At 64.6% G+C, this 24308-nt stretch carries 22 protein-coding genes; 4 read left to right on the top strand and 18 right to left on the bottom strand.

The window, feature by feature from the left end:
- From CYD53_RS30145 to CYD53_RS05720, 6 genes are all read right to left on the bottom strand, one after another.
- A partial coding sequence (locus CYD53_RS30145; protein WP_465247918.1) for a flagellin N-terminal helical domain-containing protein occupies window positions 1–868 on the bottom strand: 868 nt, incomplete at its 3' end.
- Between the two features lie 210 nt (window positions 869–1078).
- Complete coding sequence (locus CYD53_RS05700; RefSeq protein WP_103717164.1) at window positions 1079–2458, bottom strand: flagellin N-terminal helical domain-containing protein; 1380 nt, start codon at window positions 2456–2458, stop codon at window positions 1079–1081.
- A gap of 257 nt (window positions 2459–2715) precedes the next feature.
- Window positions 2716–3144, bottom strand: coding sequence for a hypothetical protein (locus CYD53_RS05705; protein ID WP_103717165.1), 429 nt, complete (start codon window positions 3142–3144; stop codon window positions 2716–2718).
- Between the two features lie 158 nt (window positions 3145–3302).
- Entirely contained in the window at window positions 3303–3791 is a 489-nt protein-coding gene (locus CYD53_RS05710; protein ID WP_103717166.1) for a hypothetical protein, read from the bottom strand.
- Window positions 3778–4146 (bottom strand): rod-binding protein, encoded by a 369-nt coding sequence (locus tag CYD53_RS05715; RefSeq protein WP_103717167.1) that lies wholly within the window; start codon window positions 4144–4146, stop codon window positions 3778–3780. The genes CYD53_RS05710 and CYD53_RS05715 overlap by 14 nt, the downstream gene beginning before the upstream one ends.
- On the bottom strand, window positions 4146–5279 hold the full coding sequence (locus tag CYD53_RS05720) for a flagellar basal body P-ring protein FlgI (RefSeq protein ID WP_103717168.1): 1134 nt from the start codon (window positions 5277–5279) through the stop codon (window positions 4146–4148). Before CYD53_RS05720 ends, CYD53_RS05715 begins: the two co-directional genes overlap by 1 nt.
- 228 nt (window positions 5280–5507) lie before the next feature.
- On the opposite strand from CYD53_RS05720, the gene CYD53_RS05725 reads away from it, so the two are divergent.
- On the top strand, window positions 5508–5915 hold the full coding sequence (locus CYD53_RS05725; RefSeq protein WP_245928105.1) for a flagellar assembly protein FliX: 408 nt from the start codon (window positions 5508–5510) through the stop codon (window positions 5913–5915).
- A 193-nt stretch (window positions 5916–6108) separates the two neighbouring features.
- On the opposite strand, the gene CYD53_RS05730 is transcribed toward CYD53_RS05725, so the two are convergent.
- From CYD53_RS05730 to CYD53_RS05745, 4 genes are all read right to left on the bottom strand, one after another.
- Window positions 6109–6906 carry a class I SAM-dependent methyltransferase gene (locus CYD53_RS05730; protein WP_103717169.1) on the bottom strand — a complete coding sequence of 266 codons (798 nt, stop codon included), beginning with the start codon at window positions 6904–6906 and terminating at the stop codon, window positions 6109–6111.
- A 238-nt stretch (window positions 6907–7144) separates the two neighbouring features.
- Complete coding sequence (locus tag CYD53_RS05735) at window positions 7145–7690, bottom strand: 2,4'-dihydroxyacetophenone dioxygenase family protein (protein WP_103717170.1); 546 nt, start codon at window positions 7688–7690, stop codon at window positions 7145–7147.
- Window positions 7691–7801: 111 nt separating this feature from the next.
- Complete coding sequence (locus tag CYD53_RS05740; RefSeq protein WP_103717171.1) at window positions 7802–8536, bottom strand: SDR family NAD(P)-dependent oxidoreductase; 735 nt, start codon at window positions 8534–8536, stop codon at window positions 7802–7804.
- A 65-nt stretch (window positions 8537–8601) separates the two neighbouring features.
- The gene (locus tag CYD53_RS05745) at window positions 8602–9435 is read right to left on the bottom strand and encodes a hypothetical protein (RefSeq protein WP_103717172.1); all 834 of its coding nucleotides are present in this window, start codon (window positions 9433–9435) and stop codon (window positions 8602–8604) included.
- A 213-nt stretch (window positions 9436–9648) separates the two neighbouring features.
- Here CYD53_RS05745 and CYD53_RS05750 point away from each other — a divergent pair, with 213 nt between their 5' ends.
- Entirely contained in the window at window positions 9649–10863 is a 1215-nt protein-coding gene (locus CYD53_RS05750) for an NADP-dependent isocitrate dehydrogenase (RefSeq protein ID WP_103717173.1), read from the top strand.
- Between the two features lie 178 nt (window positions 10864–11041).
- Window positions 11042–11503, top strand: a complete 462-nt coding sequence (locus CYD53_RS05755; protein WP_103717174.1) for a GFA family protein — start codon at window positions 11042–11044, stop codon at window positions 11501–11503.
- A gap of 95 nt (window positions 11504–11598) precedes the next feature.
- Here CYD53_RS05755 and CYD53_RS05760 read toward each other — a convergent pair whose 3' ends face one another.
- The 4 genes from CYD53_RS05760 to recA all read right to left on the bottom strand — a co-directional run bounded on the left by CYD53_RS05760 (window position 11599) and on the right by recA (window position 17504).
- The gene (locus CYD53_RS05760; RefSeq protein WP_103717175.1) at window positions 11599–12222 is read right to left on the bottom strand and encodes a hypothetical protein; all 624 of its coding nucleotides are present in this window, start codon (window positions 12220–12222) and stop codon (window positions 11599–11601) included.
- The gene (locus tag CYD53_RS05765; RefSeq protein WP_103717176.1) at window positions 12219–13382 is read right to left on the bottom strand and encodes a cyclic nucleotide-gated ion channel; all 1164 of its coding nucleotides are present in this window, start codon (window positions 13380–13382) and stop codon (window positions 12219–12221) included. The genes CYD53_RS05760 and CYD53_RS05765 overlap by 4 nt, the downstream gene beginning before the upstream one ends.
- A 7-nt stretch (window positions 13383–13389) precedes the next feature.
- On the bottom strand, window positions 13390–16032 hold the full coding sequence (alaS, locus tag CYD53_RS05770) for an alanine--tRNA ligase (RefSeq protein WP_103717177.1): 2643 nt from the start codon (window positions 16030–16032) through the stop codon (window positions 13390–13392).
- A gap of 386 nt (window positions 16033–16418) precedes the next feature.
- Window positions 16419–17504 carry a recombinase RecA gene (recA, locus tag CYD53_RS05775; protein WP_092173501.1) on the bottom strand — a complete coding sequence of 362 codons (1086 nt, stop codon included), beginning with the start codon at window positions 17502–17504 and terminating at the stop codon, window positions 16419–16421.
- Window positions 17505–17994: 490 nt separating this feature from the next.
- Between recA and CYD53_RS05780 the strand changes: the two genes are divergently transcribed.
- The gene (locus tag CYD53_RS05780; RefSeq protein WP_103717178.1) at window positions 17995–19284 is read left to right on the top strand and encodes an acyltransferase family protein; all 1290 of its coding nucleotides are present in this window, start codon (window positions 17995–17997) and stop codon (window positions 19282–19284) included.
- 169 nt (window positions 19285–19453) lie between these two features.
- Here CYD53_RS05780 and CYD53_RS05785 read toward each other — a convergent pair whose 3' ends face one another.
- The 4 genes from CYD53_RS05785 to fliR form a co-directional block, all read right to left on the bottom strand.
- Window positions 19454–19738, bottom strand: coding sequence for a hypothetical protein (locus tag CYD53_RS05785; protein WP_146055823.1), 285 nt, complete (start codon window positions 19736–19738; stop codon window positions 19454–19456).
- 95 nt (window positions 19739–19833) lie between these two features.
- Window positions 19834–22341 carry a cell cycle histidine kinase CckA gene (gene cckA, locus CYD53_RS05790; RefSeq protein WP_103717180.1) on the bottom strand — a complete coding sequence of 836 codons (2508 nt, stop codon included), beginning with the start codon at window positions 22339–22341 and terminating at the stop codon, window positions 19834–19836.
- Between the two features lie 110 nt (window positions 22342–22451).
- On the bottom strand, window positions 22452–23519 hold the full coding sequence (flhB, locus tag CYD53_RS05795; RefSeq protein WP_103717181.1) for a flagellar biosynthesis protein FlhB: 1068 nt from the start codon (window positions 23517–23519) through the stop codon (window positions 22452–22454).
- Between the two features lie 6 nt (window positions 23520–23525).
- Window positions 23526–24284, bottom strand: a complete 759-nt coding sequence (gene fliR / locus CYD53_RS05800; protein ID WP_103717182.1) for a flagellar biosynthetic protein FliR — start codon at window positions 24282–24284, stop codon at window positions 23526–23528.
- Between the last annotated feature and the right edge of the window lie 24 nt (window positions 24285–24308).

Below are 24308 nucleotides of genomic sequence, written 5' to 3' on the forward strand. Positions count from 1 at the left end.
TCGAGCGGACGGCCGAGGTGATGCTCTGGCCCTTGATCGCTCCGGCTGCAGTGGCATCAGTCGCAACGAACCCGATCGCAGTGTTGCTGCCGCCAGTTCCAGCTGCGGTGACCGCGGCAGCGTTGGCCGTTGCGATTTCCGCCGCCGTTGGGCTGCCCGGGACGGCAGCTGTAACGGTCGCGGTGCCGAGGCCGAACTCGACATCGTCCGAACCATTGCCCTTGACGTTGAGCTGGCCCTTCTCATCGACGAAGGCAGTGGCAACACCCGACTTGTTGATCTCATTGACGACATCGCGAACGGTCGTCGTGGCCCCGTCGAAGGACGCGGTGTACGTCGTCGAGCCGGACTTAATTGAGATGGCGAGCTTGGTGCCGTCCGCACCAGACGCGACACCGAGGTCACCCGAACTGGTGGCGGTCGCAGCATCTGCGCCAGCGGTGCCGCCGGCAACGTTAACGATACGCTTGTCGAGAGCAATGTCCTTGAGGCTCTTGCTGGTTACAGCCGCCTCAGCCGCGGTGGAGAGCGCCGTACCGGCCTTGGTCGGACGATTCTGGGCCGCGTCGGCCTGGGCCTGCTTCACCGTCGACTGGAGCGAGGACACCAGTTTGGTGATGCCGTCGATGCCCTTGGAGGCGGCCTGAATGGTCTGGATGCCGTTCGAGATGCCGTCGAGCAGGCCGGTGAGCTGGCTCGACCGATCGTTGAGGGACGCCGAGGTGAAGTAGTTCACCGGATTGTCGATGGCCGAATTGACCTTCTTGCCGGTGGCAAGGCGGTTCTGGATGACGTTCTGCTGGGCGGTGGTCTGCTGCAAGGTCAGCAGGTTGTTGCGAACGCCGCTCGAAAGAATTGGTCCGGCCATCTTCGGTCCCCTGAAACGCGAATCCGCGCTCGTTCGATTTGATCTGGGCCGATAATTCCTTGTTAAGGATAAAAAATGGTTAACGCTCCTCTATGCCCGCGGAGGCGAGCGCGCTGATACGAATGCGAAAAGGCGGCGGAGCTTGCGCTCCGCCGCCTTTTTGTCTTCGGCCCACATTCTGTGGGCAAGCCCGCTTCTGCGGACGAAGGATCAGAACAGGCGCAGGATGGCCTGGTCGGACTGGTTCGAGAGCGACAGGGCCGTCTGCGAGAGCTGCTGGCGGGTCTGCAAGGCGAGCAGGTTGGCGGCTTCCTGGTTGCCGTCGGCGGCGACCAGGTTGTCGGCGCCCTGCGTCAGGACACTGGAGAGATCCTTGGTGAAGTCCTGCCGGGTCTGCGCGACCGAGAGGTTTGCGCCGAGCGAGGAGGAGATCGACTTCAGCGAGGTCAGGGCGCCGGTCAGCGACTTGGTGGCGGCATCCAGATCGGAGTCGTTCTGGAAGTTGCTGAAGCCTGCGAGCTGCGTGTTGGTAGCCTGGGAGATGCCGAGATTGTCGGCGCTGAGCGTCGAGCCCTGGATGTCCAGCTTGGACTGGTTCTTGCCGGTCTTCTCGTTGAAGACGATCGAGACCTTGTCACCCTGCAGCAGGTTGACGCCGTTATAGCCGGAGTCCTTGGCGAGCTGATCGATCTGGTCGCGCAGGTCGTTGTACTGCTGGATGAGGTTGGAGCGGACGGCCGAGGTGATGCTCTGGCCCTTGATCGCTCCGGCTGCAGTGGCATCAGTCGCAACGAACCCGATCGCAGTGTTGCTGCCGCCAGTTCCAGCTGCGGTGACCGCGGCAGCGTTGGCCGTTGCGATTTCCGCCGCCGTTGGGCTGCCCGGGACGGCAGCTGTAACGGTCGCGGTGCCGAGGCCGAACTCGACATCGTCCGAACCATTGCCCTTGACGTTGAGCTGGCCCTTCTCATCGACGAAGGCAGTGGCAACACCCGACTTGTTGATCTCATTGACGACATCGCGAACGGTCGTCGTGGCCCCGTCGAAGGACGCGGTGTACGTCGTCGAGCCGGACTTAACTGAGATGGCGAGCTTGGTGCCGTCCGCACCGGACGCGATACCGAGGTCACCCGAACTGGTGGCGGTGGCGGCATCAGCGCCAGCGGTGCCGCCGGCAACGTTAACGATACGCTTGTCGAGAGCAATGTCCTTGAGGCTCTTGCTGGTCACAGCCGCTTCAGCGGCGGTGGCGAGAGTCGTGCCGGCTTTGGTCGGGCGGTTCTGAGCCGCGTCGGCCTGGGCCTGCTTCACCGTCGACTGGAGCGAGGACACCAGCTTGGTGATGGCATCGATGCCCTTGGAGGCGGACTGAATGGTCTGGATGCCGTTCGAGATGCCGTCGAGCAGGCCGGTGAGCTGGCTCGAACGCTCGTTCAGCGAAGCGGCGGTGAAGTAGTTCACCGGGCTGTCGATGGCCGAGTTGACCTTCTTGCCAGTGGCAAGGCGGCTCTGGATCGCGGTGGCCTGCGACTGAACGGAGGAGAGGGAGGAGACAGCGCTGCGGACGCCGGCGGAAAGTGTAACGGCCATAATAGTAAACCCTTCTGGGATGATGCCTTCTGGCGTCGCGATCGTTCTGGCCGCGACACCGGGACACTCGTCCGCCAGCTCGTAACAAGCGGTAAATTTCTGCCGTCGAATTTTGCAGGATGGCGCTGAAGGCTGGGCGTAGTTAACGAGGCGTCAATTCCGTTGCAGGGTGACTCGAGGCCCGTCGGTCAGGCCCAAACGAAAACCGCCCGCTTGGAGGCGGGCGGTTCAAAGCGGGCTCGTTCGGGGCGCTCTGGTCAGGCGGTGCGTTCGACGGTGTGCGCCGCAGCCTCGCTGGCCTCGCGGGCAAGCTCGGCGAGCTGGCGATTATAGACGCGCAACTTGAGCGTCGCTTCATCGGGCACCTGCTCCGTCGTCTCGCCCGTCTGCGTGTCCTTCTTCTGCAGGACAAGGCTGCGCGTCAGCGGCTCGATATAGAGGCGGCTCTCGATCACGTCTTGCGGCGTCTGCTCGCTTTGGCGGCTGGCCGTGCTGCGGTCGGCGCTGGTCTGGGCCCTGCGATCCTGCGTGCGAATCTCGATCCGGACGGCCTCGCCCGCCGACTGGACTGTCTGCTCCGGCGGCAGCTCGACCGTGACGCTGCCTCTGGCCGCGACGACGTCGGAGCGCGGAACGATGGTGACGCCGGCTACTCCCGTTACCCTCGGTGCGTTGCCAAGATCCATAGCTTCACTCCTTCTGGAGTATATCACGGCGCCGATGCGCCGTGTCCCGTAGCAAGTCTGGCGCGGGACATGCCGCGCCAGCTGCGGACTATTGCAGCTAAGCTTGAATCTGACGTTAGGGAATTAGGTAAAAATTGATGGTTTACGTGGCAGCCGCTTCAGAGCCGCCGCGAAATCACCAAAGGCCCGGCATTGGGGCGCGCGAAGGCGCCGGCGCCAACCGTGGAGGCCGGGCCGTAGCCGGCGGCGCGCGAGGGCTTGCCGGCATCGCTCGCGAGATCGCGCACGATCGATTCCGAGACGGCGCGAGCCGTAGCCAGGACGAGCTGGTTGATGTCGATGAGCGCCTGGAAGCCGACATGGGCGAGCTTGAGCCGCGTGACCTGGTCGGGGGCGAACCGCGCCAGTGCGACCGCGTTGAGCTTCACCTGCTCGACGCCGCGCATATAGATGCCGGCAAGCTCGGCCTTGCGCGGCTCGCGCGTCATCGCCTCGGGCAGGCGCCCGGCGCGGACGAGTTCGGTTTCCTCGCCGACGAGATGAGACAAGGCGCTGAGCGCCTCGAGCACGGCCTCGATCAGAGCGCGGGCTTCGAGTGGCGTCGAGATGCGCGGACGCTCGTCGAGGATGCGCTTAGCCACCGACATGCGTCGCTCCGCTGCTCTGTGTGCTGCTTTGCTCTTGGACCTTGAGCAGGTCGCGCATGATCTGGTCGGACAGGCCGACGCCGCCGGCCTTCTGCAGCTGCTTGGCGTATTGCTGGCTCAGCATCGACTTGTAGATGCCGCCGCCGGTGCCGTTTTCGCCGAGCGGCCCTTCGCTGCCTTCGGGGGTGGCGAGGAGGCGCTCGGTGGTCTGTTCGAGGAAGACGGTCTCGAAGTCGTCGGCCTGCTTCTTGGCCTTGGCCTTGGCGGGGTCGAGCGCGTTCTTGACGCTGTCGAGAACGCTGCCGGCCGTGCTCAGAGCCAGCTTTGCGGCGGGGATTGCAAGAGCAGCAGTCATCACATCACCTCGATTTCTGCCTGGAGGGCGCCGGCCGCCTTGATGGCCTGGAGAATGGAGATCAGGTCGCGCGGGCCGATGCCGAGCGCATTGAGGCCGTCGACGAGCTCGGCCAGCGTCACGCTCTCGCGGACGAGCGCCAGCTTGTTGCCGCCTTCGGTGTCGACCTTGACGTTGGACCGCGGCACCACCGTGGTCTCGCCGCGGCTGAGCGGGGCGGGCTGGCTGACCTGCGGCTGCTCGCTGATCGTGACCGTCAGGTTGCCCTGCGCCACGGCGACGGTGGAGACGCGGACATCCTTGCCCATGACGATGATGCCGGAGCGTTCGTCGATGACGATGCGGGCGAGCTGGTCGGGCTCGATCTTGAGCTGCTCGATATCGGTGAGCATCCGGATCATGTTGCCTTGGAAGCGCGGCGGGATCTGGAGCACGATGGTCGAGGGGTCGGTGGGCTCGGCCGCATCGCCGCCGAGGAAGTCGTTGATGGCGGCGGCCACCCGGCGCGCCGTCGTCAGATCGGGATTGCGCAGCGAGAGCCGCAGCGTCTTGAGCTTGTTCAGCGCGAAGTCGATTTCGCGCTCGACCAGGCCGCCATTGGCGATGCGCCCGACGGTCGGCACGCCGCGGGTGATCTTGCTTGCCTCGCCCTCGGCCGAGAAGCCGGCGATCGCGACCGGCCCTTGCGAGACCGCATAGACCTCGCCATCGGCGCCGAGCAGCGGCGTTGCCAGCAGCGTGCCGCCCTGCAGCGACTTGGCGTCGCCCAGCGCAGAGACCGTGATGTCGAGTCGCGTGCCTTGCGTGGCGAAGGGCGGCAGGTTGGCGGTCACCATCACGGCGGCGACGTTGGCGGTGCGCATATTGGCGCCGCGCGTATTGACGCCGAGCCGCTCCAGCATCGCGGTGAGCGACTGCTTGGTGAAGGGGGCGTTGTTCAGCGTGTCGCCGGTGCCGTTGAGGCCGACGACGATGCCGTAGCCCAGAATCTGGTTGGTGCGGACGCCCTCGACGGAGGCGAGGTCCTTGATGCGGGAGAGCGCCTGCGCCGGCCCGGCCGCCATGACGAGGCCGAGCGCGAGCAGGGCCGCGACGGGTGTCAGCAGGGTGTGGAGGGCTGGCAGGCGAAACATGAATGCACCGGCAAGAGGGCAGGGATGGCGCTGATGCCCTGCGATCCCCGTGCCAGTTGGGTCCAAATCGAAAGCCTTTGTTTATCAATGTTTTGGGAATTGGTGCCATGGTCGGGGGCGGCGCATCCTTGCCGCCTTTCCTGCCGGCCCGGCAGTTTCTGCCGGGTGGTTTACCGGTTGTTAACCACGCAACGCCCTAGTCTTCTGGCACCATTTCGCGAGGCCGCCATGATCCGGATCGACCAGCGCGCGCCCGTCACCAATGCCGGCCAGGCCAATAATGCCCGGCGCAGCGGGGGGGCGGCGTTCACGCTTCCAACCAAGGAAACCGCGACCTCGGCGCGCGGACAGGCCGTGAGCTCGACCAGCGGGCTCGAGACCCTCATCGCCGTACAGGCCTATGAGGAGCCGCTGGAACGCAAGAAGCGCCAGGCCAAGCGCGGGCATGACCTGCTCGACGGGCTCGACAAGCTGAAGGCGGCGCTGCTCTCAGGCCGTGTCCAGATCTCCGAGCTCGAGACTTTGAAGACGACGCTGTCGCTGCGACGCGAAACCACCGACGATCCACGCCTCGACGACGTGCTGGCCCATATCGAGCTGCGCGCGGCCGTCGAGCTGGCGAAGCTGGGGCGATAGAGATGGGTTCAGATGTCAGATCCGGTTCCTTGATCTGACTCTTCGACCCTGCCTCGGCCCAGACCGCGAGGGGCGCTCCGCTTTTCGGGCCGATGTCCTGTGGGCCGTTCCTGACAGAGCATGGCGGCTTCCGCCGAGGGGCACAGCGGAGACTTCCTGGGGCGACCGATTGCTGGGGCATCGGCCTGAGGTTCTATGGCGCCTGGACGATCGCGGCGAAGTAGCAATACCGGCCGTTCAGCCATCCCTCGTAACGGTTCGACCCGGCCAGGGCGAGGGTCTCGTCAAAATGCCCCCGCAACCATGCAGGAAAGTGGCGCGCCTGCCGCCGGCGATGCTGTTCGCCTGCCAGGACGCTGCCGCGCGCCGATGCGGTGAGGTCGACGAAGCTCACGACGGAAAAGCCGTGTTCTTTCAAAACGCCCTCGACGCCGTGGCGGACCTCGTCGATGCCGCCTTTCATGAATTGAGCCAGCAGAAGATGGCCGCCGGGCTTCAGCACTCGCTGCGCCTCCTGCAGGCCCGCGGCGATTCCGCCATATAACAGGGCCTCGATGGCGACGATGGCGTCAAAGCTGCAGTCGGCGAAGGGCAGGGCCTCATAGCGTCCACGCCGGATGTTCAGACCCGAAAGACGTCCGGCGAGGCTTGCCGCATAGGAGAGGTCGATACCGGTAACGCGCGATTGCGATAGTCGTTTTGCGATATGCTCCAGGCCGAAACCCCGGCCGCATCCGATCTCGAGGATATCGAGCGAGGCACTGGCAGGGGCCGCGTCCACATACTCCTGAACGAGGCGCTCATACAATCGCAGACTGCGAGACTGGCAACCGGCATGTGTGTGGTCGGGGCTTGCTGTCGCTCCGTCTTCCAGCAGGCCAATGTTGATCAGCCGCTGGCGCTTCAGCAGGCACCAGACATGAATCCATTCGTAACGGAGCGACCCTGAGGTCAATCTGCCAATGATCGACACTGCCCGACCCTGGAACATTTTCGCGTTTCTCCGAATCGCGGAAATGCTCCAGCTCCTTGTTATAACGCGTTTTCTTCACGCGAACCGGAGTCCACTTCGCTCGAAAACGCTCCAGACATCCACCCGGACGAGCCCAAGGGTCGTTCCACCGCAGACATGAGAGATGTCTCGGAACGATCTCAGGAACATCGCCTGCGATAGGCAGGCGCCCGCATCTCATCGCCGACTGGCCGATGCGATGGCGGGTCGCCGGCAATCAGCGGATGAACTGGTCGGCGTAGTCGGCGCCCAGACCGTTGCCCGCATAATGCGCCCGGCACTTGTCGAGGCGGGTGAAGACGTCGTCATAGCCGAGGCACTTGCCGTCGGGGTCGACATAGATCATCGCGCCATTGACCTGGAACATGGTGATCATCTCCTCGGTCTCGGGATCGACCACCAGCGTATGGGTCTCGCCCGGCGCCTCATAGACATAGGCGCCTTCCGTCGCGACCCAGTCATGTTCGAGATAGCGCCACTGGCCTTTCAGCACATAGCCATGCACCGGCTGGGGATGGCGGTGGCGCGAGAGCACGCCGGAACGGCGCACGCGCAGCAGGTTCATCCAGTAGCCGCGCGTGACCGAGAGGCAGAGCGGCCGGAACCAGACATTGTCGTCGACCGGCACCCAGACGCGCTCGTCGCTGGGAATGACGTTCGGCACGATCAGCTCAGGCGGGGAATCCTTGGGCTGGGGATGGCGATAAGGCGTCCAGCGTTCGGCATCCGAGGCAATGACGGGAATGGGGCTGACCTTGTTCATGGCGTCTCTCCGGTTCTGACATCTTGATTCAAGTCGTTGCCGACGTGATTCCGCAAAGCCCGGCATCTCATTGCGCCGGTTGATGTTTTTGTCGTCTAGTGGCGTCTGCGTTCAGACCGCCAGATAGCCGCCATCGACGGGCAGGATCGCGCCCGTGACGAAGGCCGCCGCGTCCGAGAGCAGGAAGGCGATCGCGCCGCCGACATCGCCGGGCTCGCCCCAGCGGCCCATCGGCGTGCGCGCCAGGATCGGCGCCGAGCGGGCGGCGTCCTCGACCAGCGGTTTCGTCAGCTCGGTTGCGATCCAGCCCGGTGCGACGGCGTTGACGCGGATACCGTCGGCCGCCCACGCCGCCGCCAGCGATTTGGTGAGCTGGCCGATCGCGCCCTTGGAGGCGGAGTAGGCGGGCGCATAGGCCGAGCCGTGGAAGGTCAGCATCGAGGCGATGTTGACGATCGCGCCGCCCGCTTTGCCCTCAGCCTTCGCCGCCAGCCTGTCCTTCACTGCAAGGCACATCCGCATGGTGCCGTTGAGATTGACCTCGATCGTCAGGCGGAAGGCGTCGATCTCGAACTCCTTGCCGTTGCGCTGGATCATGCCGGCGCAGTTCACCAGCGCGTCGAGGCGCGGGCACAAGGCGACGATGCCTGCGACCTGCGCGTCGCTGGTGACGTCGAGCTGCGCGTGGCGGATCGCGGGATGGGGCGGGGCGACCGCAACCTCCTCCGCGGTCAGTCCGGTGGCGAGAACCTCGTAGCCGGCCCGGGCGAGGGCGAGTGCGGCTCCTGCGCCGATGCCGCGCGTGCCGCCGGTGACGAGGGCGAATTTGGAAGATGAGCTGTCCATGGCAAGGCCAAGCTAGAGCGGCCGGCGCAAAGGGGGAAGCTCCTGGAAGGCAGGGCGGGGCCTCGTCAATCGAGGCTGTATTTCAGGCGCAGCATGGCGGTGCCGCGGGTCTCGAAATCGCTGGCGACGAGCGGCATCTGCCGGGCCAGCGCGACATCGAGGGAGGCCTCCCAGGGCAGGTCCGCCAGGGCGGCGAGATCGGCCGAGAGCTTGACCTCCGGCACCAGGGTCGAGTGCGGGCCGTCGCCGGGAGCGAAGACATAATTGCCGCCCATGCTCAATTGCGAGGTCATGGTCAGGTGCTCGAAGAGCTGGTGGCGATAGCCGACGAGCAGTTTGGCGTTCTGCTCGGGATTACTGAGGACGCCGCTGCCTCCGCCCGTCGAGATCGTCCAGATGAAGCCGGGACCCGCATTGGCGATCGGGCGGGCGAGCCGCCAGTCGATACGCGCGTCGCGACCGCGCTCATCTCCGCCAGGTGCGATCAGCCTGGTGGAGACCGATAAGATATCGGCACCGAGCTTGAACCCGACGGAGCGTTCCGGCAACGCGCCGGCCATGGTGCTGCGGGCGGCAAAGCCCTTGCGAATGATGTCGACGGGAATCGGCGCGCGGGCCTGGCCATGAGTATTCGATGCGGCGATTTGCGCCGCGAGTCCGCTCAGGTCGGGCTCGAGGAGAGCGGCGTCGGCGTCGCTGGCGCCGTCCTGCTTGCTCTGGTCGAACGCGTCTCCGGGAGCTTCGAAATCGAGCGCCGGCTTGGGGATCGGAATATGGGGGCTGTAGGGCAGGCCGTCCTGAGCACGCGCGGCGTCTGCCATGACGAGCACGGCTCCAGCGAAGCTGGCGCGCATCCAGGCGAGCGGGCCAAGGCGAAGCCTGCGGTGGTGGTGATGCATGGTGGTCGCCCCTGCGCGATGACGATCAGCGAGCAAGGCTAGAACGGGACCGTGCAATTTTTGCGGCGGTGCAGCATCGCCTTCGAGGCATTCGCCCAAAAGCCGTGCTTCCCCCTTGCCCCCGAACCCGCTAGGAAGCGCGCAGCCGCCTGCCGCGTGCTTGCTGCAGGCCGGAATCGTTCCAGTCTGGCCAGCATCAGGGGTCGAAATCACATGAGCAAGATCAAGGTCGCCAACCCCGTCGTCGATATGGACGGCGATGAGATGACCCGCATCATCTGGCAGAAGATCAAGGAAACCCTGATCTTCCCTTATCTCGACCTCGAGCTGGATTATTACGATCTCTCGGTCGAGAACCGCGACGCCACCGACGACCAGGTCACGATCGACGCCGCCAACGCCACCAAGAAGCATGGCGTTGCGGTGAAATGCGCGACGATCACGCCCGATGAAGGCCGCGTGAAGGAATTCAACCTGAAGTCGATGTGGAAGTCGCCCAACGGTACGATCCGCAACATCCTCGGCGGCGTGATCTTCCGCGAGCCGATCATCTGCAAGAATGTGCCGCGCCTCGTGCCGGGCTGGACCCAGCCGATCGTCATCGGCCGCCACGCCTATGGCGATCAGTACCGCGCTACCGATTTCAAGTTCCCCGGCAAGGGCACGCTGTCGATCAAGTTCGTCGGCGAGGACGGTGCCGTGATCGAGAAGGAGGTCTTCAAGGCCCCCGACGCCGGCGTCGCCATGGCGATGTACAATCTCGACGATTCGATCCGGGATTTCGCCCGCGCTTCGCTGAATTACGGCCTGATCCGCAAATACCCGGTCTATCTCTCGACCAAGAACACCATCCTCAAGACCTATGATGGTCGCTTCAAGGATATCTTCGAGGAGATCTACCAGGCCGAGTTCAAGGCAGAGTTCGACAAGCTCGGCATCACCTATGAGCACCGCCTGATCGACGACATGGTCGCCTCCGCGATGAAGTGGTCGGGCGGTTATGTCTGGGCCTGCAAGAACTATGATGGCGACGTGCAGTCCGACACCGTTGCGCAGGGCTTCGGCTCGCTCGGCCTGATGACCTCGGTGCTGATGACGCCGGACGGCAAGACCGTCGAGGCCGAGGCCGCGCACGGCACGGTGACGCGCCATTATCGCGAGCACCAGAAGGGCAAGGAGACCTCGACGAACTCGATCGCCTCGATCTTCGCCTGGACGCGTGGCCTTGCCCACCGCGCCAAGCTCGACGGCAATGCCGAGCTCGCCAAGTTCGCGACCTTGCTGGAGAAGGTCACGGTCGACACGGTCGAGGCCGGCGACATGACCAAGGACCTGGCGCTGCTGGTCGGCGCGGAGCAGAAGTGGCTCTCCACCACCGGCTTCCTCGACAAGGTCAGCGACAACCTGCGCAAGGCGATGGCCGCCTGAGGCACGCGTTAGAGCCGTTCCCGATCCAATTGGATCGGAAGCGGCTCTTACCTCTTTGCTTAAACGCGTTTTCTTCACGCGAACCGGTGTCCACTTCGCTCGAAAACGCGTGAGCGCGACTTGTCGCCGCTTTCAAGCCCGGCGAGATTGGCCGGGCTTTTTCGTGGGGAGCAGCATCATGGCCGAAGCGCGAAGCCTGACCGGAGGTTGCCAATGCGGCGCCGTGCGCTACCAGTTGAAGCGGGCGCCATCCCGGGTTTCGATCTGCTTTTGCCGGATGTGCCAGAAGGCTGTCGGCGGTTATTTCGGCGCCTTCGCCGGCTCGGCGCTCGATGATCTGGTCTGGACCAGGGGACAGCCCAGCATCTTCGCGTCCTCCGAGGCGGCCGAGCGCGGCTTCTGTTCGTCCTGCGGCACGCCGCTGAGCTTCAGCTATCGCGGCAGCGGCCGGATTTCGGTCACTGCCGGCAGTCTCGACGATCCGGCGGGCTATCCGCCGACCCTGGCCCATGGCGTCGAGGGCCGCATGCCCTGGTTCGACGATCTCTGCCGGCTATCCGGCACCAGCACGCAGGATGAGATCCCGCCGGGCGAGATCGCCCGCTACCGTTCGCGCCAGCATCCCGATCAGGAACCCTGATGGGGCTGGGCGCGAGAGCTTGTACCAACGGCCTTCGAGATCGGCTCATGACGGCGGAGAATAACGCCATCGCTCAGCCCCAAAGGCCGTCAGTACTATTCGACCGTGATTTCCTGGCGCGCCAGGATGCGATGTTCGGCCAGCGGCGCGTGCATGACATAGCGCAATTCGTAGGCGCCCGGCGTCTCGGGAGCCTCCAATGTCGCCTCGATGTTTTCTGCCGGGAAGAATGAGGGGCCTGCAGCGTCCGCTGCGGCATCCTTCGGCACGATGACGACGCGATCCTGCTCGCCATTGGGGCCGATGCCACGCACGGGCAGGCCATTGCCGCGCGCGACGCGGGCGGGCGCGGAGACTGTCGCGCTGGCCGGCGTCGTGACGAGCGGCTGGCGCAGCAGGATGACCGGTGCGCCGTCGCGATCCTGGGTCAATCGCAATTCATAGGAGCCGGGATCGCCGGGCGTCTGGAGGCTTGCGGAGGGCCGGCCGGACAATTCAATGACGATAATGGCGCGCGTCGCGGCGTCATCGGGCCGCGCGATGGCGAGCCTTGCCTTGCCGGGAGCGTTGCTGACGACGACGCCGAGCATCGAGCCCGCCATGATCGTGCGCGACGCCGAGAGGCCTGGGCCCGGCCGGGCCGGGCCGGATTGGGCGAGGGCGAAAGCCGGAGCGAGCAGCATGAGGAGCCCGCCTGCGATCTGCAGTAGCCTGATCATGCCTGCGCCAGTGCCCTGATGCGCTCGGCGAGCTTGGGGTGGCGCTTCGTCAGGGCGTGGAAATCGACCGGATCGAGCACCAGGAGTTTTGACGGCGCGGTTGCGACCGCGGCGTTCGGGCAGGGGGAGTGGCTCGCAATGGCCATGTCGCCGAACCGCAACTCTCCGAAGAAATGACCTTCGTCCAATCGCTTCTTGCCCTCCGGCAGCAGGATCTCGACCTCGCCGCTGGCGATGAAATAGAGCGCCCGGCCGGGCTCGCCTTCATGCATGACCACAGCTCCGTTCCTGACCGTCTGGGCGCGCAGGAACTGCATGACTTCGGCAATCTCGGCGGCGTCCAGCCCGCCAAACAGCGGCACGCGCGCGATCATGCTCCAGGTCACGACGAATTCGCGTCGATGGATCTCCTGCGCGAAAGCGGTCGCCACGATGCCGACGGGCAACGCCAGCATGATGAGACCGAGCACTGCCGTCACCGCCGCGACCGCCTTGCCCGCTGCGGTGACAGGGTAGACGTCGCCATAGCCGACCGTGGTCAGCGTAATGATCGCCCACCACATCGCGTCGGGTATCGTGCCGAATTTCTCGGCTTGCGCTTCATGCTCGACGATATGCATGGCGCTTGCCGCCATCAGCATCACGCCCATCAGGATGACGAAGCAGGCGAAAAGCGCCTTGCGCTCCGCGGCGAGCGCGGCCGAGAGCGAGGCCATACCGGGGGAATAGCGTCCGAGCTTGAAGAAGCGCAACAGCCGGAGCAGCAGCAGGACCTTGAGTTCGCCGAAGCCCATGAGGCCGAACAGGAGCGGCAGCGTCGCCAGCAGATCGATCACCGCCGGCACGGAGGCGGCATAGGCGAGGCGCGCCCGGGCCGGGCTCAGTCCCCGGTAACGCGCATGCTCCGGGGCGGCCCAGAGCCGGATTGCATATTCGAGTGCGAAGATGAGGAGCGAGACGAATTCGAAAGCCTGGAAGCCGACGCTGAACCGGGCGGCGATCGAGGGCACCGATTCCAGGACGATCGCCACGACATTGGCGCAGATCAGCGCCACCAGGCCGCGATGGAGCATGGTGGCGATGAGATCATCGCCGGCGCCATGGTCGATCCACAGGTGAATTTGCCGCCGCCAGGTCGCAAACGACGCGGCGGCGGTCATGACAGGGTCAGCCCATCGCGGCGGCGACGGCGTCGAGCGCAGCCTGCGCCTTGTCACCGTCGGGGCCGCCTGCCTGGGCCATGTCGCGCCGGCCGCCGCCGCCCTTGCCGCCAAGCTGTTCGGAGGCCGCGCGCACCAGCGCCACCGCGTCGAAACGGGCAGTCATGTCCTCGGTGACGCCAACCACCACGCCTGCCTTGCCATCCTCGGCGACGCCGACGATGACGACGACGCCGGAACCGACGCGCGTCTTGGCTTCGTCCGCCAGGCTCTTCAGATCCTTCATCTCGACGCCGCTGACGGCGCGTGCGAGCAGCTTCGCGCCGGCGATTTCCTGGATGGGGTCTTCGGCTGCGCCACCGCCACCCATGGCGAGCTTCTTGCGCGCTTCGCTCAGGTCGCGGTCGAGCTTGCGGCGCTCCTCGATCAGGGCGGCAAGCCTGGTTCCGGCCTCCGAGGCCGGAACCTTCAGCAGGCTGGCGAGGCCCTGCAGCAAGCGGGATTCGGAGTTCAGATGCGCGCGGGCATGGTTTCCGGTCATCGCCTCGAGGCGCCGCACGCCCGCCGCCACCGCGCTCTCGCCGATGACGCTGACGAGGCCGATATCGCCGGTGCGGGTGGCATGGGTGCCGCCGCAGAGCTCGATCGAGAACGGCTTGTCCGCAGCCGTCGTTCCCATCGAGACGACGCGGACTTCATCGCCGTACTTCTCGCCGAAGAGCGCGCGCGCGCCCGAGGCGGTCGCCTCGTCGACGCTCATCAGCCGGGTCGTCACCGGCTCGTTGCGCAGCACGATCGCATTGGCGATCTCCTCGACCTCGCGCAATTCCTCCGCCGAGATCGGCTTGGGATGCGAGAAGTCGAAACGCAGACGCTCGGGCGAGACCAGCGAGCCCTTCTGGGCGACATGGTCGCCGAGCACGAGGCGCAGCGCCTCATGCAGCAGATGGGTCGCGGAATGATTGGCGCGGATCGCGCTGCGGCGCTCATGATCGACGAGGAGCTCGACCGGCTGGCCGCGCTTCAATTCGCCCTCCTTCACCGTGACGGCGTGAGCGAAGACATCGCCGAGCTTCTTCTGGACGTCGGAGACGTCGACGACGGTGCCGGGCGCGCGGATCGTGCCGGCGTCGCCGATCTGGCCGCCGGATTCGCCGTAAAAGGGCGTCTGGTTGACGATCACGAAGCCGCTCTCGCCGGATTTCAGGCTCTCGACCTCGGCATTGTCGCGGATCAGCGCCGTGACCACGCCCTCGGCGGTCTCGGTGTCATAGCCGAGGAACTCGGTCGCGCCGACACGATCGCGCAGCGGGAACCAGAGCTTTTCGGTCGCGGCTTCGCCGGTGCCGGCCCAGGCGGCGCGCGCCTTGGCCTTCTGCTGCTGCATCGCCGCGTCAAAGCCCTCGGTATCGACCGAGACGCCACGCGCGCGCAGAGCGTCCTGGGTCAAATCGAGCGGGAAGCCATAGGTATCGTAGAGCGTGAAGGCGACATCGCCCTTCAGGCTCTGGCCGGAGACCAGGTCGCGGGCGGCGTCGTCGAGCAGCGTCAGGCCGCGCGCCAGCGTGGTGCGGAACCGCGTCTCCTCGAGCTTCAGCGTCTCGGAGATCAGGCTCTCGGCGCGCAGCAGTTCGGGATAGGCGCGGCCCATCTCGCGTGTCAGCACCGGCACGAGCTTGTAGAGCAGCGGCTCCTTGGCGCCGAGCAACTGGGCATGGCGCATGCCACGCCGCATGATCCGGCGCAGCACATAGCCGCGGCCCTCGTTCGAGGGCAGCACGCCGTCGGCGATCAGGAAGGCCGAGCAGCGCAGATGGTCGGCGATGACGCGGTGGCTCGCCTTCATCGGTCCGTCGGAGGGGACGTTGGTCAGGTCGGCGATGGCGCCGATCAGGGCCGCGAACAGGTCGATGGCGTAGTTGTCATGCGTGCCCTGGAGCACAGCCGCGATGCGCTCCAGCCCCATGCCGGTGTCGATCGAGGGGCGCGGCAGGTCGGTCCTGATGCCGCCCGCTGCTTCTTCATACTGCATGAAGACGAGATTCCAGATCTCGATGAAGCGGTCGCCATCCTCGTCGGGCGAGCCCGGAGGACCACCGGGAATATGGTCGCCATGGTCGTAGAAGATCTCGGAGCAGGGGCCGCAGGGACCGGTGTCGCCCATGCGCCAGAAATTATCCGAGGTCGGGATGCGGATGATCCGGGAATCCGGGAGCCCGGCGATCTTCTTCCAGAGAGCATGCGCCTCGTCGTCCTCCGAATAGACGGTGACGGTCAGCTTCTCCTTGGGCAGGCCGAATTCGCGCGTGATCAGGGTCCAGGCGTGAGTGATCGCCTGTTCCTTGAAATAGTCGCCGAAGGAGAAGTTCCCCAGCATCTCGAAGAAGGTGTGGTGGCGGGCGGTGTAGCCGACATTGTCGAGATCATTGTGCTTGCCGCCGGCGCGCACGCATTTCTGTGCCGTGGTGGCGCGGGCATAGGGGCGCTTTTCCTGGCCGGTGAAGACGTTTTTGAACTGCACCATGCCCGAATTGGCAAACATCAGCGTCGGGTCGTTGCGCGGCACGAGCGGGCTCGAGGCGACGACCTCATGGCCTGCCGACTTGAAATAATCGAGGAAGGTGGACCGGATCTCGTTGACGCCGCTCATCGCAATTGGAAACTCTGGTTCAGGACGGGGCCGGGGCGCTTCCCGGCGACATCAGCGTTCTAGAGCCGGATGATTTCAGATGGAATCACAAAGTGATCCCATCTGAAATCTGAATCCGTCTCTCGTCTTAGAGTGAGAGCAGGATCGATTGCGAAAAACCGGTTCCCACTTTTTCGCATCCTGCTCTAGCAGGCGGCTTGCCCCTGTCGAGAGAGCCAAAGCGCGAGATGCTGTCCCAAAGCCTTGACTGCAAACGAAACCTTGGCCGCAAACGAAAACGGACGGCCCGATCGGCCGTCCGTTGAGATCTCCGCTTCGCCTGGGCTTTGATCTTGCCTCGGCTTGTCCCGAAAACCGGTGCCCGGTTTTCGCATCCCGCTCTGGGCTCAGGCCTGCCCCTCGTCGAGATCGTCGTCGGTCGGGGTCGCCTCGTCGAGGATGCGCTCGGCGACCAGGCCGGAATTCTGCCGGATCGTCGCCTCGATCTTGGCCGCTACATCCGGATTGGCCTTGAGGAAAGCCTTGGCGTTCTCGCGGCCCTGGCCGAGACGCTGGCTGTCGAAGGAGAACCAGGCACCGGATTTTTCGACCATGCCTGCCTTGACGCCGAGATCGACCAGTTCGCCGACCTTGGAGATGCCCTCGCCGAACATGATGTCGAACTCGACCTGCTTGAAGGGCGGGGCGACCTTGTTCTTCACGACCTTGACGCGGACCTGGTTGCCGGTCGCCTCCTCACGGTCCTTCAGTGTCGAGATGCGGCGGATGTCGAGGCGCACCGAAGCGTAGAACTTCAGCGCGTTGCCGCCGGTGGTGGTCTCGGGCGAGCCATACATCACGCCGATCTTCATGCGGATCTGGTTGATGAAGATGACCATGCAGTTCGAGCGCGAGATCGAGGCGGTCAGCTTGCGCAGCGCCTGGCTCATCAGGCGGGCCTGCAGGCCGGGCTGGACATCGCCCATCTCGCCCTCGATTTCGGCGCGCGGGGTCAGTGCGGCGACCGAGTCGACCACCAGCACGTCGATCGCACCCGAGCGCACCAGCGTGTCGGTGATCTCCAGCGCCTGTTCGCCGGTGTCGGGCTGCGAGATCAGGAGGTCGTCGAGATTGACCCCGAGCTTGCGGGCATAGACCGGATCGAGCGCGTGCTCGGCGTCGACGAAGGCGCAGACGCCGCCCTTTTTCTGGGCCTCGGCGATGGTGTGGAGCGCCAGCGTCGTCTTGCCGGAGGATTCAGGCCCGTAGATCTCGATGACGCGGCCGCGCGGCAGGCCGCCGACGCCGAGCGCGATATCGAGGCCCAGCGAACCCGTCGAAATCGTCTCAATCTCGATCGCCTGCTGGTTCTTGCCCAGCCGCATGATCGAGCCCTTGCCGAAGGCGCGTTCGATCTGCGAGAGCGCTGCGTCCAGCGCCTTGGCCTTGTCCATCGAGGAGCCTTCCACGAGCTTGAGATTCGCCTGATTCACGAGTTGCGCTCCTTATGGCAGGGGCGCGACCACATCTCAATGCGCGCCATGGTGATATATGATCATGGTTTGTTCTCGCGAACAAGTTCTTTTTTTGTTCTCGCTCTGGGAATCGCGACAGGGCATGTCATGAGCCAATTCTGACCGGACGCGAGCCGTTCTCGCAGAGATGGCGGGATGACCGCTTGGTCGGGTTAAGCCGCCGCTCGGTCGAGCGTTTCCACGCTTGCATATTTGGCCGGCCAAGTCGCTGATTCCGTGGTTTCGCAGTGCGGGCTGGCACGGATCGTGCCTGCGATCCTCGCTGCGCCTGTGTCTAAATGCCTAGGACTATGTCTGGCCATATGCCGAGTGGCGGTTCGGACGCGCCGAAATGTCAGGCCTTCGATCTGGTGGCTTCCACGAAATATTGCTCAGGCGATGTCTGGGCGTGAGGTTGTCTTTTGGTCCGGCCTGTTTGGGATAATCTGTCGTTGCGTGGCGTTGATGAATGGATTTCGCCGGTGTTCATCAAACCGCGGAGGGTGATTTGCTGCCTCAAAAACTGGCTGAATACTATGGCGTCGGCGCTGTTCCAGGTTTTCAAGGGCGAGCTTCCGATCCGCGGCGCGGCCATTTACCGGAGCTGATGGGGCTGCGGGGCGTCGCTATACTGATCGTCGTTTGCGGTCATTTACTGCAGAGGGTGGAGCGCTTTTACGGGGAAACGTCCCTGGTCGCTTGGGAGAAGCTTCTGTTCAACGTCCTTGCGACGCCGTTCACTGGGTGTCGGCTGCTCTTCTTTATCAGCGGCTATGCCCTGATGATATCGCTGCAAGACAAGGGGCTATCTTCACATCGGTCCTCCGCTGCGATCGAAATAAAGAAGAGGTTTCTCAGGATATGGCCTCCGTATTTTATGACCTTGGCGGCAACGCTTCTTTTTCTGTCGACGACTGGGTATAGGCCGTCTGGAACATATCAATTCGAATCTAAGCCCGATTCGCTTATTATAAGTTTCTTATTTAGTATTGTATTTTTGCACGACTTGATTTTTGATACGTTTCCGAGATTGTTTCCTCCAGGGTGGTTTCTCGAGGTTCACGTTCAATTCTTCTTGGTTGGAGCTTGGATCTGGCGCTGGTATCTTAAAATCCAGGCGGGAGCAGCGCGGCTGGGCATCGGGGTGATGCTCCTGATCTTGTTCGTGCTCGCCTCGTCGCTTGCCATGGAATACGGATCCCGCGGCATCCGCTACTCAGTCATCGCCTTCATGCCCTATTTCTGGGCGGGCGCGCTTCTTGCCGATTTTCGTATCCATCGCGACGGTGATCAGATCGATCGCGCCCTTCGGCGCATTTGGCTTGTCGGCTGGCTGGGGCTGGCGGCGCTCATCATCCTCGGGGCGCCTTTCGGCGATGCGTTGGCGCAGTTGTCGGGGCAGGTCATCTGCCTCGGATTGATCATTCGTGCCTCGTTCGTCGGCGGGACCCATTTTCAACGTGCGATGGTCAGTCGCTGGCTGGCCAAGGTCGGCGTCGCTTCCTATTCGATCTATTTGGTTCACCTTCAGATTCTGCAGGTTGTGATAGAGCTTATGGTGATAAATTTTCGGCAGTTCCCTGTATTTATGCTGGTCTCCCTGTGCGTTATTTGGGGCCTTGCGGCGGTCATGGCAGTCTCCTTCCTTTTCTATTGGCTGGTTGAGCGCCCGTGGATGGTGGTTGCGCTGCGGGTATCTCCTAGTTCCGACACGAGTGATGCCGGCTCTCCCAAGGAGAAGACATTTTTTGCACACTAGGGGGGCCGGGCTTCAGTCGGGATCTCCAAGCGCTTCCTGCCCGGGCTTTTCCTGAAGCGCATTGCCGAGGCGTTCGGGCTCCGGCGTGTAACAGTAGAGAGTGAAGAGAACGACGATAAATATTTCGCTGCGGCATCTCAGATCGAGATAGTAAAGGTCGAGCTATTGATCATGCCGTATAAGGCAGGTCGAGAACAGTGCCAGCCCTTGATGATTCGATCTTGCTTGCAGAAGCAAGGAAGTGTCCAATGACAATGTTCTTGTAGGTGCTTGGAACGGAGACCGTTCTCTGGTGCTGCCAATGGAGCGCCTGTCCGATCAAGGCGGTAAGAATAAACTGAATAACGCTGCCAAGAGACGGTGAATTCGGCATTCCGATTCTATCGATCGGAATACGGAAGGATGTCTGAACTTGATACAGCGCCGTGATCGCGCAAATCGTCTGAGCGACCATCGGGACAATGTATCCGCACGGGTACTCGCTCGGCATACGGAACATTTATCTCTTCGTCGCGGCCAAGCCTTCGCCGCGGCGCCCGGGCCGGGCCGTCACCCCATCGCCGCCTTCACCGTTTCGACCAGCTGCTTCATCGTGAAGGGCTTTGGCAGGAACTGGAAGTCCTCGCCCTCGGGCAGGTTCTTGCGGAAGGCCTCTTCGGCGTAGCCGGAGACGAAGACGACCTTGGTCGCCGGGTTGCGCTGGCGCAGCTCGCCGAGCAGGGTCGGGCCGTCCATTTCCGGCATCACCACGTCGGAGACGACGAGGTCGATGCGGCCGTCATGCTTCATGAAGATGTCGAGCGCCTCGACGCCCGAGGCGGCCTCGTGGACCGTGTAGCCGCGCGAGACCAGCATGCGGGCATTGAGCGCGCGGACCGCATCCTCATCCTCGACCAGCAGGATGACGCCGGCGCCGGTATGGTCGGCGGCGAGCTTCTTGGGCGCCTCCTTGGCGGCGGCTTCGGCGGCGATCTCCTCGGCACTCGGCACATGCCTGGGCAGGAAGATGCGGAAGGTCGTGCCCCGGCCGACGGCGGAATCGCAGAAGACGAAGCCGCCGGTCTGCTTGACGATGCCATAGACCATGGAGAGGCCCAGGCCCGTGCCCTTGCCGACCTCCTTGGTGGTGAAGAAGGGCTCGAAGATCTTGTCGAGATGCTCGGGCGAGATGCCGGTGCCGGTATCCTCGACCTCGAGCAGCACATAGTCGTCGGCCGGCAGGGCGGCATGGCCGAAGCCCGCCGCATCGGCGGCTGCGACATTGCGGGTGCGCACGGTCAGCTTGCCGCCATCGGGCATGGCGTCGCGGGCGTTGACCGCGAGATTGACGATGACCTGTTCGAGCTGGCCGAGATCAGCCTTGACCGGCCAGAGATCGCGGCCCTGCCGGACATCGAGCCCGACCTTGTCGGCGACCACGCGCTTCAGCATCAACGAGAGATCGGAGAGCACGTCGCCAAGTTCGAGCACCTGCGGGCGCAGCGTCTGCCGGCGCGAGAAGGCTAGCAATTGCCGCACCAGAGCCGCCGCGCGATAGGCGTTCTGCTTGATCTGCATGATGTCGGGGAAGGAGGGGTCCGTCGGCCGGTGGCTGGCGAGCAGGAACTCCGAGGCGTTGATGATGACCTGCAGCACATTGTTGAAGTCATGTGCGATGCCGCCGGCGAGCTGGCCCACCGCCTGCATCTTGCCGGCCTGGTCCATATTGTCCTTGAGCTTGCGCTCGTCGGTGGTCTCCAGCGCGTAGATGATGGCGCGCTCGCCGTCGCCATCCTCCGTGGCCGCCACGGGCGAGAGGTAGAGCCTGGCCGAGCGCCCGTCCTCGCCCGCAAGCGTGACGTCGAGCGGGGCGATGTCGCCGCGGCCCTCCATCGCGTCCGACAAGGCGCGCTGCAACTCGGCCGTGCCCGGCGTGACCAGGTCCTGGATCGCGGCCGGCTGGGGGCCGGCCTGCGTCAATCGGGTGAAGGCGGCGTTGGAGCGCAGGATGGCGCCGGCCTTGTCGACGGTGGCAATCGCCATCGGCGTGGAGTGGAAGAAACGGGCGAAGCGGACCTCGGCGTCGCTGCGGCCGTCGGAGCCGGCCTCGCCGGAGGTGCGGTTCAGCACCAGCGTGCGCGAGGGGCCGGCGCGGCCGTCGCTGCCGAACGCGACCTGATGATGCAGCCTGACGGGCAGCGGCACGCCGTTGCGGCGCTTGAGGTCGACATCGAGCACCTCGGTGCGGACATCGCCGGGCAGGCCGCGAATGGCCTGGACGAGAGCCGCCGCGTTGGGCGTCGCGATGTCGTCGAGATGCAGGCCGCCGGAGCCGAAGCGGGCGAGATCGAAATCGAGCCAGCCCGAGAGGGTGGCGTTGAGATAGGAGACCTCGCCATCGGCATCGATCGAGACGAAACCGGCCGGCGCATGGTCGAGATAGTCGATCGCGTGCTGCAGTTCCTGGAAGGCGTTCTCCTGGCGCTCGCGCTCAGGCGTTACGTCCGAGACGCTCCAGAGCGTGGCCGGCCTGCTGTCGCGGTGAACGGGGGAGACGCGGATGCGGTACCAGCCGACACCGCCGCGGCCGTCGAGTGCGGGCTCGAGCCGGACCTCCTCGATGAGGCGGCGGTTCTCGCGTGCTGCGGTGGCGAGGCGGTAGATCGCCTCCGAGACGTCGGCGCGGCCGGTGAAGAGGCGCTCGACCGGGCGGATGTCGCTGGCGCCGCGGGCGCCGGCCAAGGCCAGATAGGCCTCGTTGGCATAGACGATGCGGTTCTCGCCCTCGGTGACGACGACGCCGTCCTCGGCGCCGTCGACGATGGCCTTGGTCAAGTCGTTGCGGGCGGCGCGGCCCGAGAACTGGATGAGGCCGATGGCGAAGGCGAAGAGGCCGAAGACGCCGACGACGGAGAGCAGCGCCAGCAATCCAAGGATCAGCGGCTGCGCCCATTCATTGGCGATGAAGCCGAGCGCGATCGCTGCGCCGACGAGCAACCCAGCGACGAGCAGGATGACGCCGATATGGCCGGGCTTGTCGGAGCGATCGATCGCCGTGGTCGCCGTGGTTCCGCTCATTGCGGTTTGGTCCGTTCCATTAACACCGCAGCGGCGGTCCTGCGACCGGCCGATGCGCGCTCAGCCTGCCTTGCGCGTTAAGCCTATCTTGCGCGCCAAGCTCTTGCGAGTTAGGCGCGCCGACCCTTCAGGCGCAAGATGTAACCGATCACTTCGGCGACGGCCTTGTAGTGTTCGACAGGAATCTCTTCGTCGATCTCGACGGTTGCGTAAAGCGCCCGCGCCAAAGGCGGGTTCTCGATGATCGGCACGCTGTGCTGGCCCGCGACCTCGCGGATCTTGAGCGCGACGGCATCGACGCCCTTGGCGAGGCAAAGCGGCGCGCCCATGCCGGGCTCGTATTGCAGCGCGACGGCGAAGTGGGTCGGGTTGGTGATGATCACGGTCGCCTTGGGAACGGCGGCCATCATGCGCTTGCGCACGCGCTGCGCGCGGATCTGGCGCAGCTTCGCCTTGACCTCGGGATTGCCTTCCGAGTTCTTGTATTCGTCTTTCAGCTCCTGCTTGGTCATCTTCTGGCGCTGGTACCAGGAGTAGCGCTGATAGCCGAAATCGCCGATCGCGATCACCGCGAACAGGGCGAGCGCGCTCGCCATCAGCTTGATCGTCAAGGCCAATGTCGCCGGCAGCAGCGCCGAGACGTCCATCTGGGCAAAACTCTCGAGCCGGTCATGCTCGTTCCAAAGCGTGGTCCAGAGCACGATGCCGATGAGGCAGGTCTTGGCCAGCCCCTTGGCGAAATTCACCCAGGCTTCCTTGCCGAACATGCGCTTGGCGCCGGCCATGGGCGAGATGCGGCTGAACTTCGGCATCATCGGCTCGAAGGTCCAGAGCGGCTTGTGCTGGATCAGCGCGCCGGCGAGCGCGGCGCAGAGGATGAAGGCAAGCGGCAGCCCGATCGCGGAAAAGCCGGTCATGACGCCTTGCCGGGTGACGTTCATGAAGGCCGTGCCGTCCGAGGGCACCTGGTGGGCGTTCATCAGGAAGCTGCGCAGCGAGAGTGCGGCTTCCCTTGCCGACCAGCCGGCGGCGACGAGCAGCGCCAAGGTGAAGCCGCAAAGCACAAAGAAGGTGCCGATTTCGTTGGAGCGGGCGACATCGCCCTTTTCGATCGCCTGATCCAGCTTTCGCTGGGTCGGGTCTTCTGTTCTGTCCTCGTTGTCGGCCTCGTCAGACATCGCCGCTCAGTGTCCGGTGAACTGGCGCAGGAAGACGCCGAGATTGTCGAGGAAGACGCTCATCATGACGCCGATGACGGCGATGAGCACGACCATGCCGCCGAAGATCGAGGCCGGCACGGCCAGGAAGAAGACCTGGAGCTGCGGCATCATGCGCGCGAGCACGCCCAGCCCCAGATTGAACAGCAGCCCGAAGACGATGAAGGGGGCCGAGATCTGCACGGCGAGCGCAAACCCTTGCGCGGCAGCGCGAACGGCCAGTGTCAGTATGTCGTTGACGTCGGGCAGCCCGCCGGGCGGCAGCACGCGGTAGCTCTCATGGACCGCGACGATGGCGACATGATGCAGGTCCGTCGTCAGGATGAGCGTAATGCCGAGCATGGTCAGCAGGTTGCCGACCGAGGGATTCTGCTGCCCACCCGTCGGGTCGATCGTCGTGGCGAAGCCCAGCCCCATCGTCTGCGCGACGATCGCGCCCGCCGATTGCAGGCAGGCCATGACGAAGCGCGAGCACAGGCCGATGACGAGGCCGATCAGCACCTCGCTGGCGAGCAAGCCGACGACGCCGGGTACGTCGCCCGGCACGCGCAGCAGCGGACGGACCATCGGCGCCACCATCAGCGCGATGAAGAAGGCCAGCGACAGCCGCGCGCGCGAAAAGACGAAGCGCTCGCCGATGCCCGGCATCAGCATGACCATCGTTCCGACCCGCGCGAAGACAAGCACGAAAACGGCGCTGATCTCGGGCAGGATCGCGATCTGCATCGGGCGCGGCAGGCCTCTTCGCCG

The organism is Allobosea psychrotolerans (assembly GCF_002917105.1).
In the GTDB taxonomy this organism is placed as follows: Bacteria; Pseudomonadota; Alphaproteobacteria; order Rhizobiales; family Beijerinckiaceae; genus Allobosea; species Allobosea psychrotolerans.

What these genes read in the sequence shown, in the direction of transcription:
- CYD53_RS05700 (WP_103717164.1), bottom strand. Translation starts at nt 2,458, where the DNA reads ATGGCCGTTACACTTTCCGCCGGCGTCCGCAGCGCTGTCTCCTCCCTC.
- CYD53_RS05705 (WP_103717165.1), bottom strand. Translation starts at nt 3,144, where the DNA reads ATGGATCTTGGCAACGCACCGAGGGTAACGGGAGTAGCCGGCGTCACC.
- CYD53_RS05710 (WP_103717166.1), bottom strand. Translation starts at nt 3,791, where the DNA reads ATGTCGGTGGCTAAGCGCATCCTCGACGAGCGTCCGCGCATCTCGACG.
- CYD53_RS05715 (WP_103717167.1), bottom strand. Translation starts at nt 4,146, where the DNA reads ATGACTGCTGCTCTTGCAATCCCCGCCGCAAAGCTGGCTCTGAGCACG.
- CYD53_RS05720 (WP_103717168.1), bottom strand. Translation starts at nt 5,279, where the DNA reads ATGTTTCGCCTGCCAGCCCTCCACACCCTGCTGACACCCGTCGCGGCC.
- CYD53_RS05725 (WP_245928105.1), top strand. Translation starts at nt 5,508, where the DNA reads ATGATCCGGATCGACCAGCGCGCGCCCGTCACCAATGCCGGCCAGGCC.
- CYD53_RS05730 (WP_103717169.1), bottom strand. Translation starts at nt 6,906, where the DNA reads ATGTTCCAGGGTCGGGCAGTGTCGATCATTGGCAGATTGACCTCAGGG.
- CYD53_RS05735 (WP_103717170.1), bottom strand. Translation starts at nt 7,690, where the DNA reads ATGAACAAGGTCAGCCCCATTCCCGTCATTGCCTCGGATGCCGAACGC.
- CYD53_RS05740 (WP_103717171.1), bottom strand. Translation starts at nt 8,536, where the DNA reads ATGGACAGCTCATCTTCCAAATTCGCCCTCGTCACCGGCGGCACGCGC.
- CYD53_RS05745 (WP_103717172.1), bottom strand. Translation starts at nt 9,435, where the DNA reads ATGCATCACCACCACCGCAGGCTTCGCCTTGGCCCGCTCGCCTGGATG.
- CYD53_RS05750 (WP_103717173.1), top strand. Translation starts at nt 9,649, where the DNA reads ATGAGCAAGATCAAGGTCGCCAACCCCGTCGTCGATATGGACGGCGAT.
- CYD53_RS05755 (WP_103717174.1), top strand. Translation starts at nt 11,042, where the DNA reads ATGGCCGAAGCGCGAAGCCTGACCGGAGGTTGCCAATGCGGCGCCGTG.
- CYD53_RS05760 (WP_103717175.1), bottom strand. Translation starts at nt 12,222, where the DNA reads ATGATCAGGCTACTGCAGATCGCAGGCGGGCTCCTCATGCTGCTCGCT.
- CYD53_RS05765 (WP_103717176.1), bottom strand. Translation starts at nt 13,382, where the DNA reads ATGACCGCCGCCGCGTCGTTTGCGACCTGGCGGCGGCAAATTCACCTG.
- alaS (WP_103717177.1), bottom strand. Translation starts at nt 16,032, where the DNA reads ATGAGCGGCGTCAACGAGATCCGGTCCACCTTCCTCGATTATTTCAAG.
- CYD53_RS05780 (WP_103717178.1), top strand. Translation starts at nt 17,995, where the DNA reads ATGGATTTCGCCGGTGTTCATCAAACCGCGGAGGGTGATTTGCTGCCT.
- CYD53_RS05785 (WP_146055823.1), bottom strand. Translation starts at nt 19,738, where the DNA reads ATGGTCGCTCAGACGATTTGCGCGATCACGGCGCTGTATCAAGTTCAG.
- cckA (WP_103717180.1), bottom strand. Translation starts at nt 22,341, where the DNA reads ATGAGCGGAACCACGGCGACCACGGCGATCGATCGCTCCGACAAGCCC.
- flhB (WP_103717181.1), bottom strand. Translation starts at nt 23,519, where the DNA reads ATGTCTGACGAGGCCGACAACGAGGACAGAACAGAAGACCCGACCCAG.
- fliR (WP_103717182.1), bottom strand. Translation starts at nt 24,284, where the DNA reads ATGCAGATCGCGATCCTGCCCGAGATCAGCGCCGTTTTCGTGCTTGTC.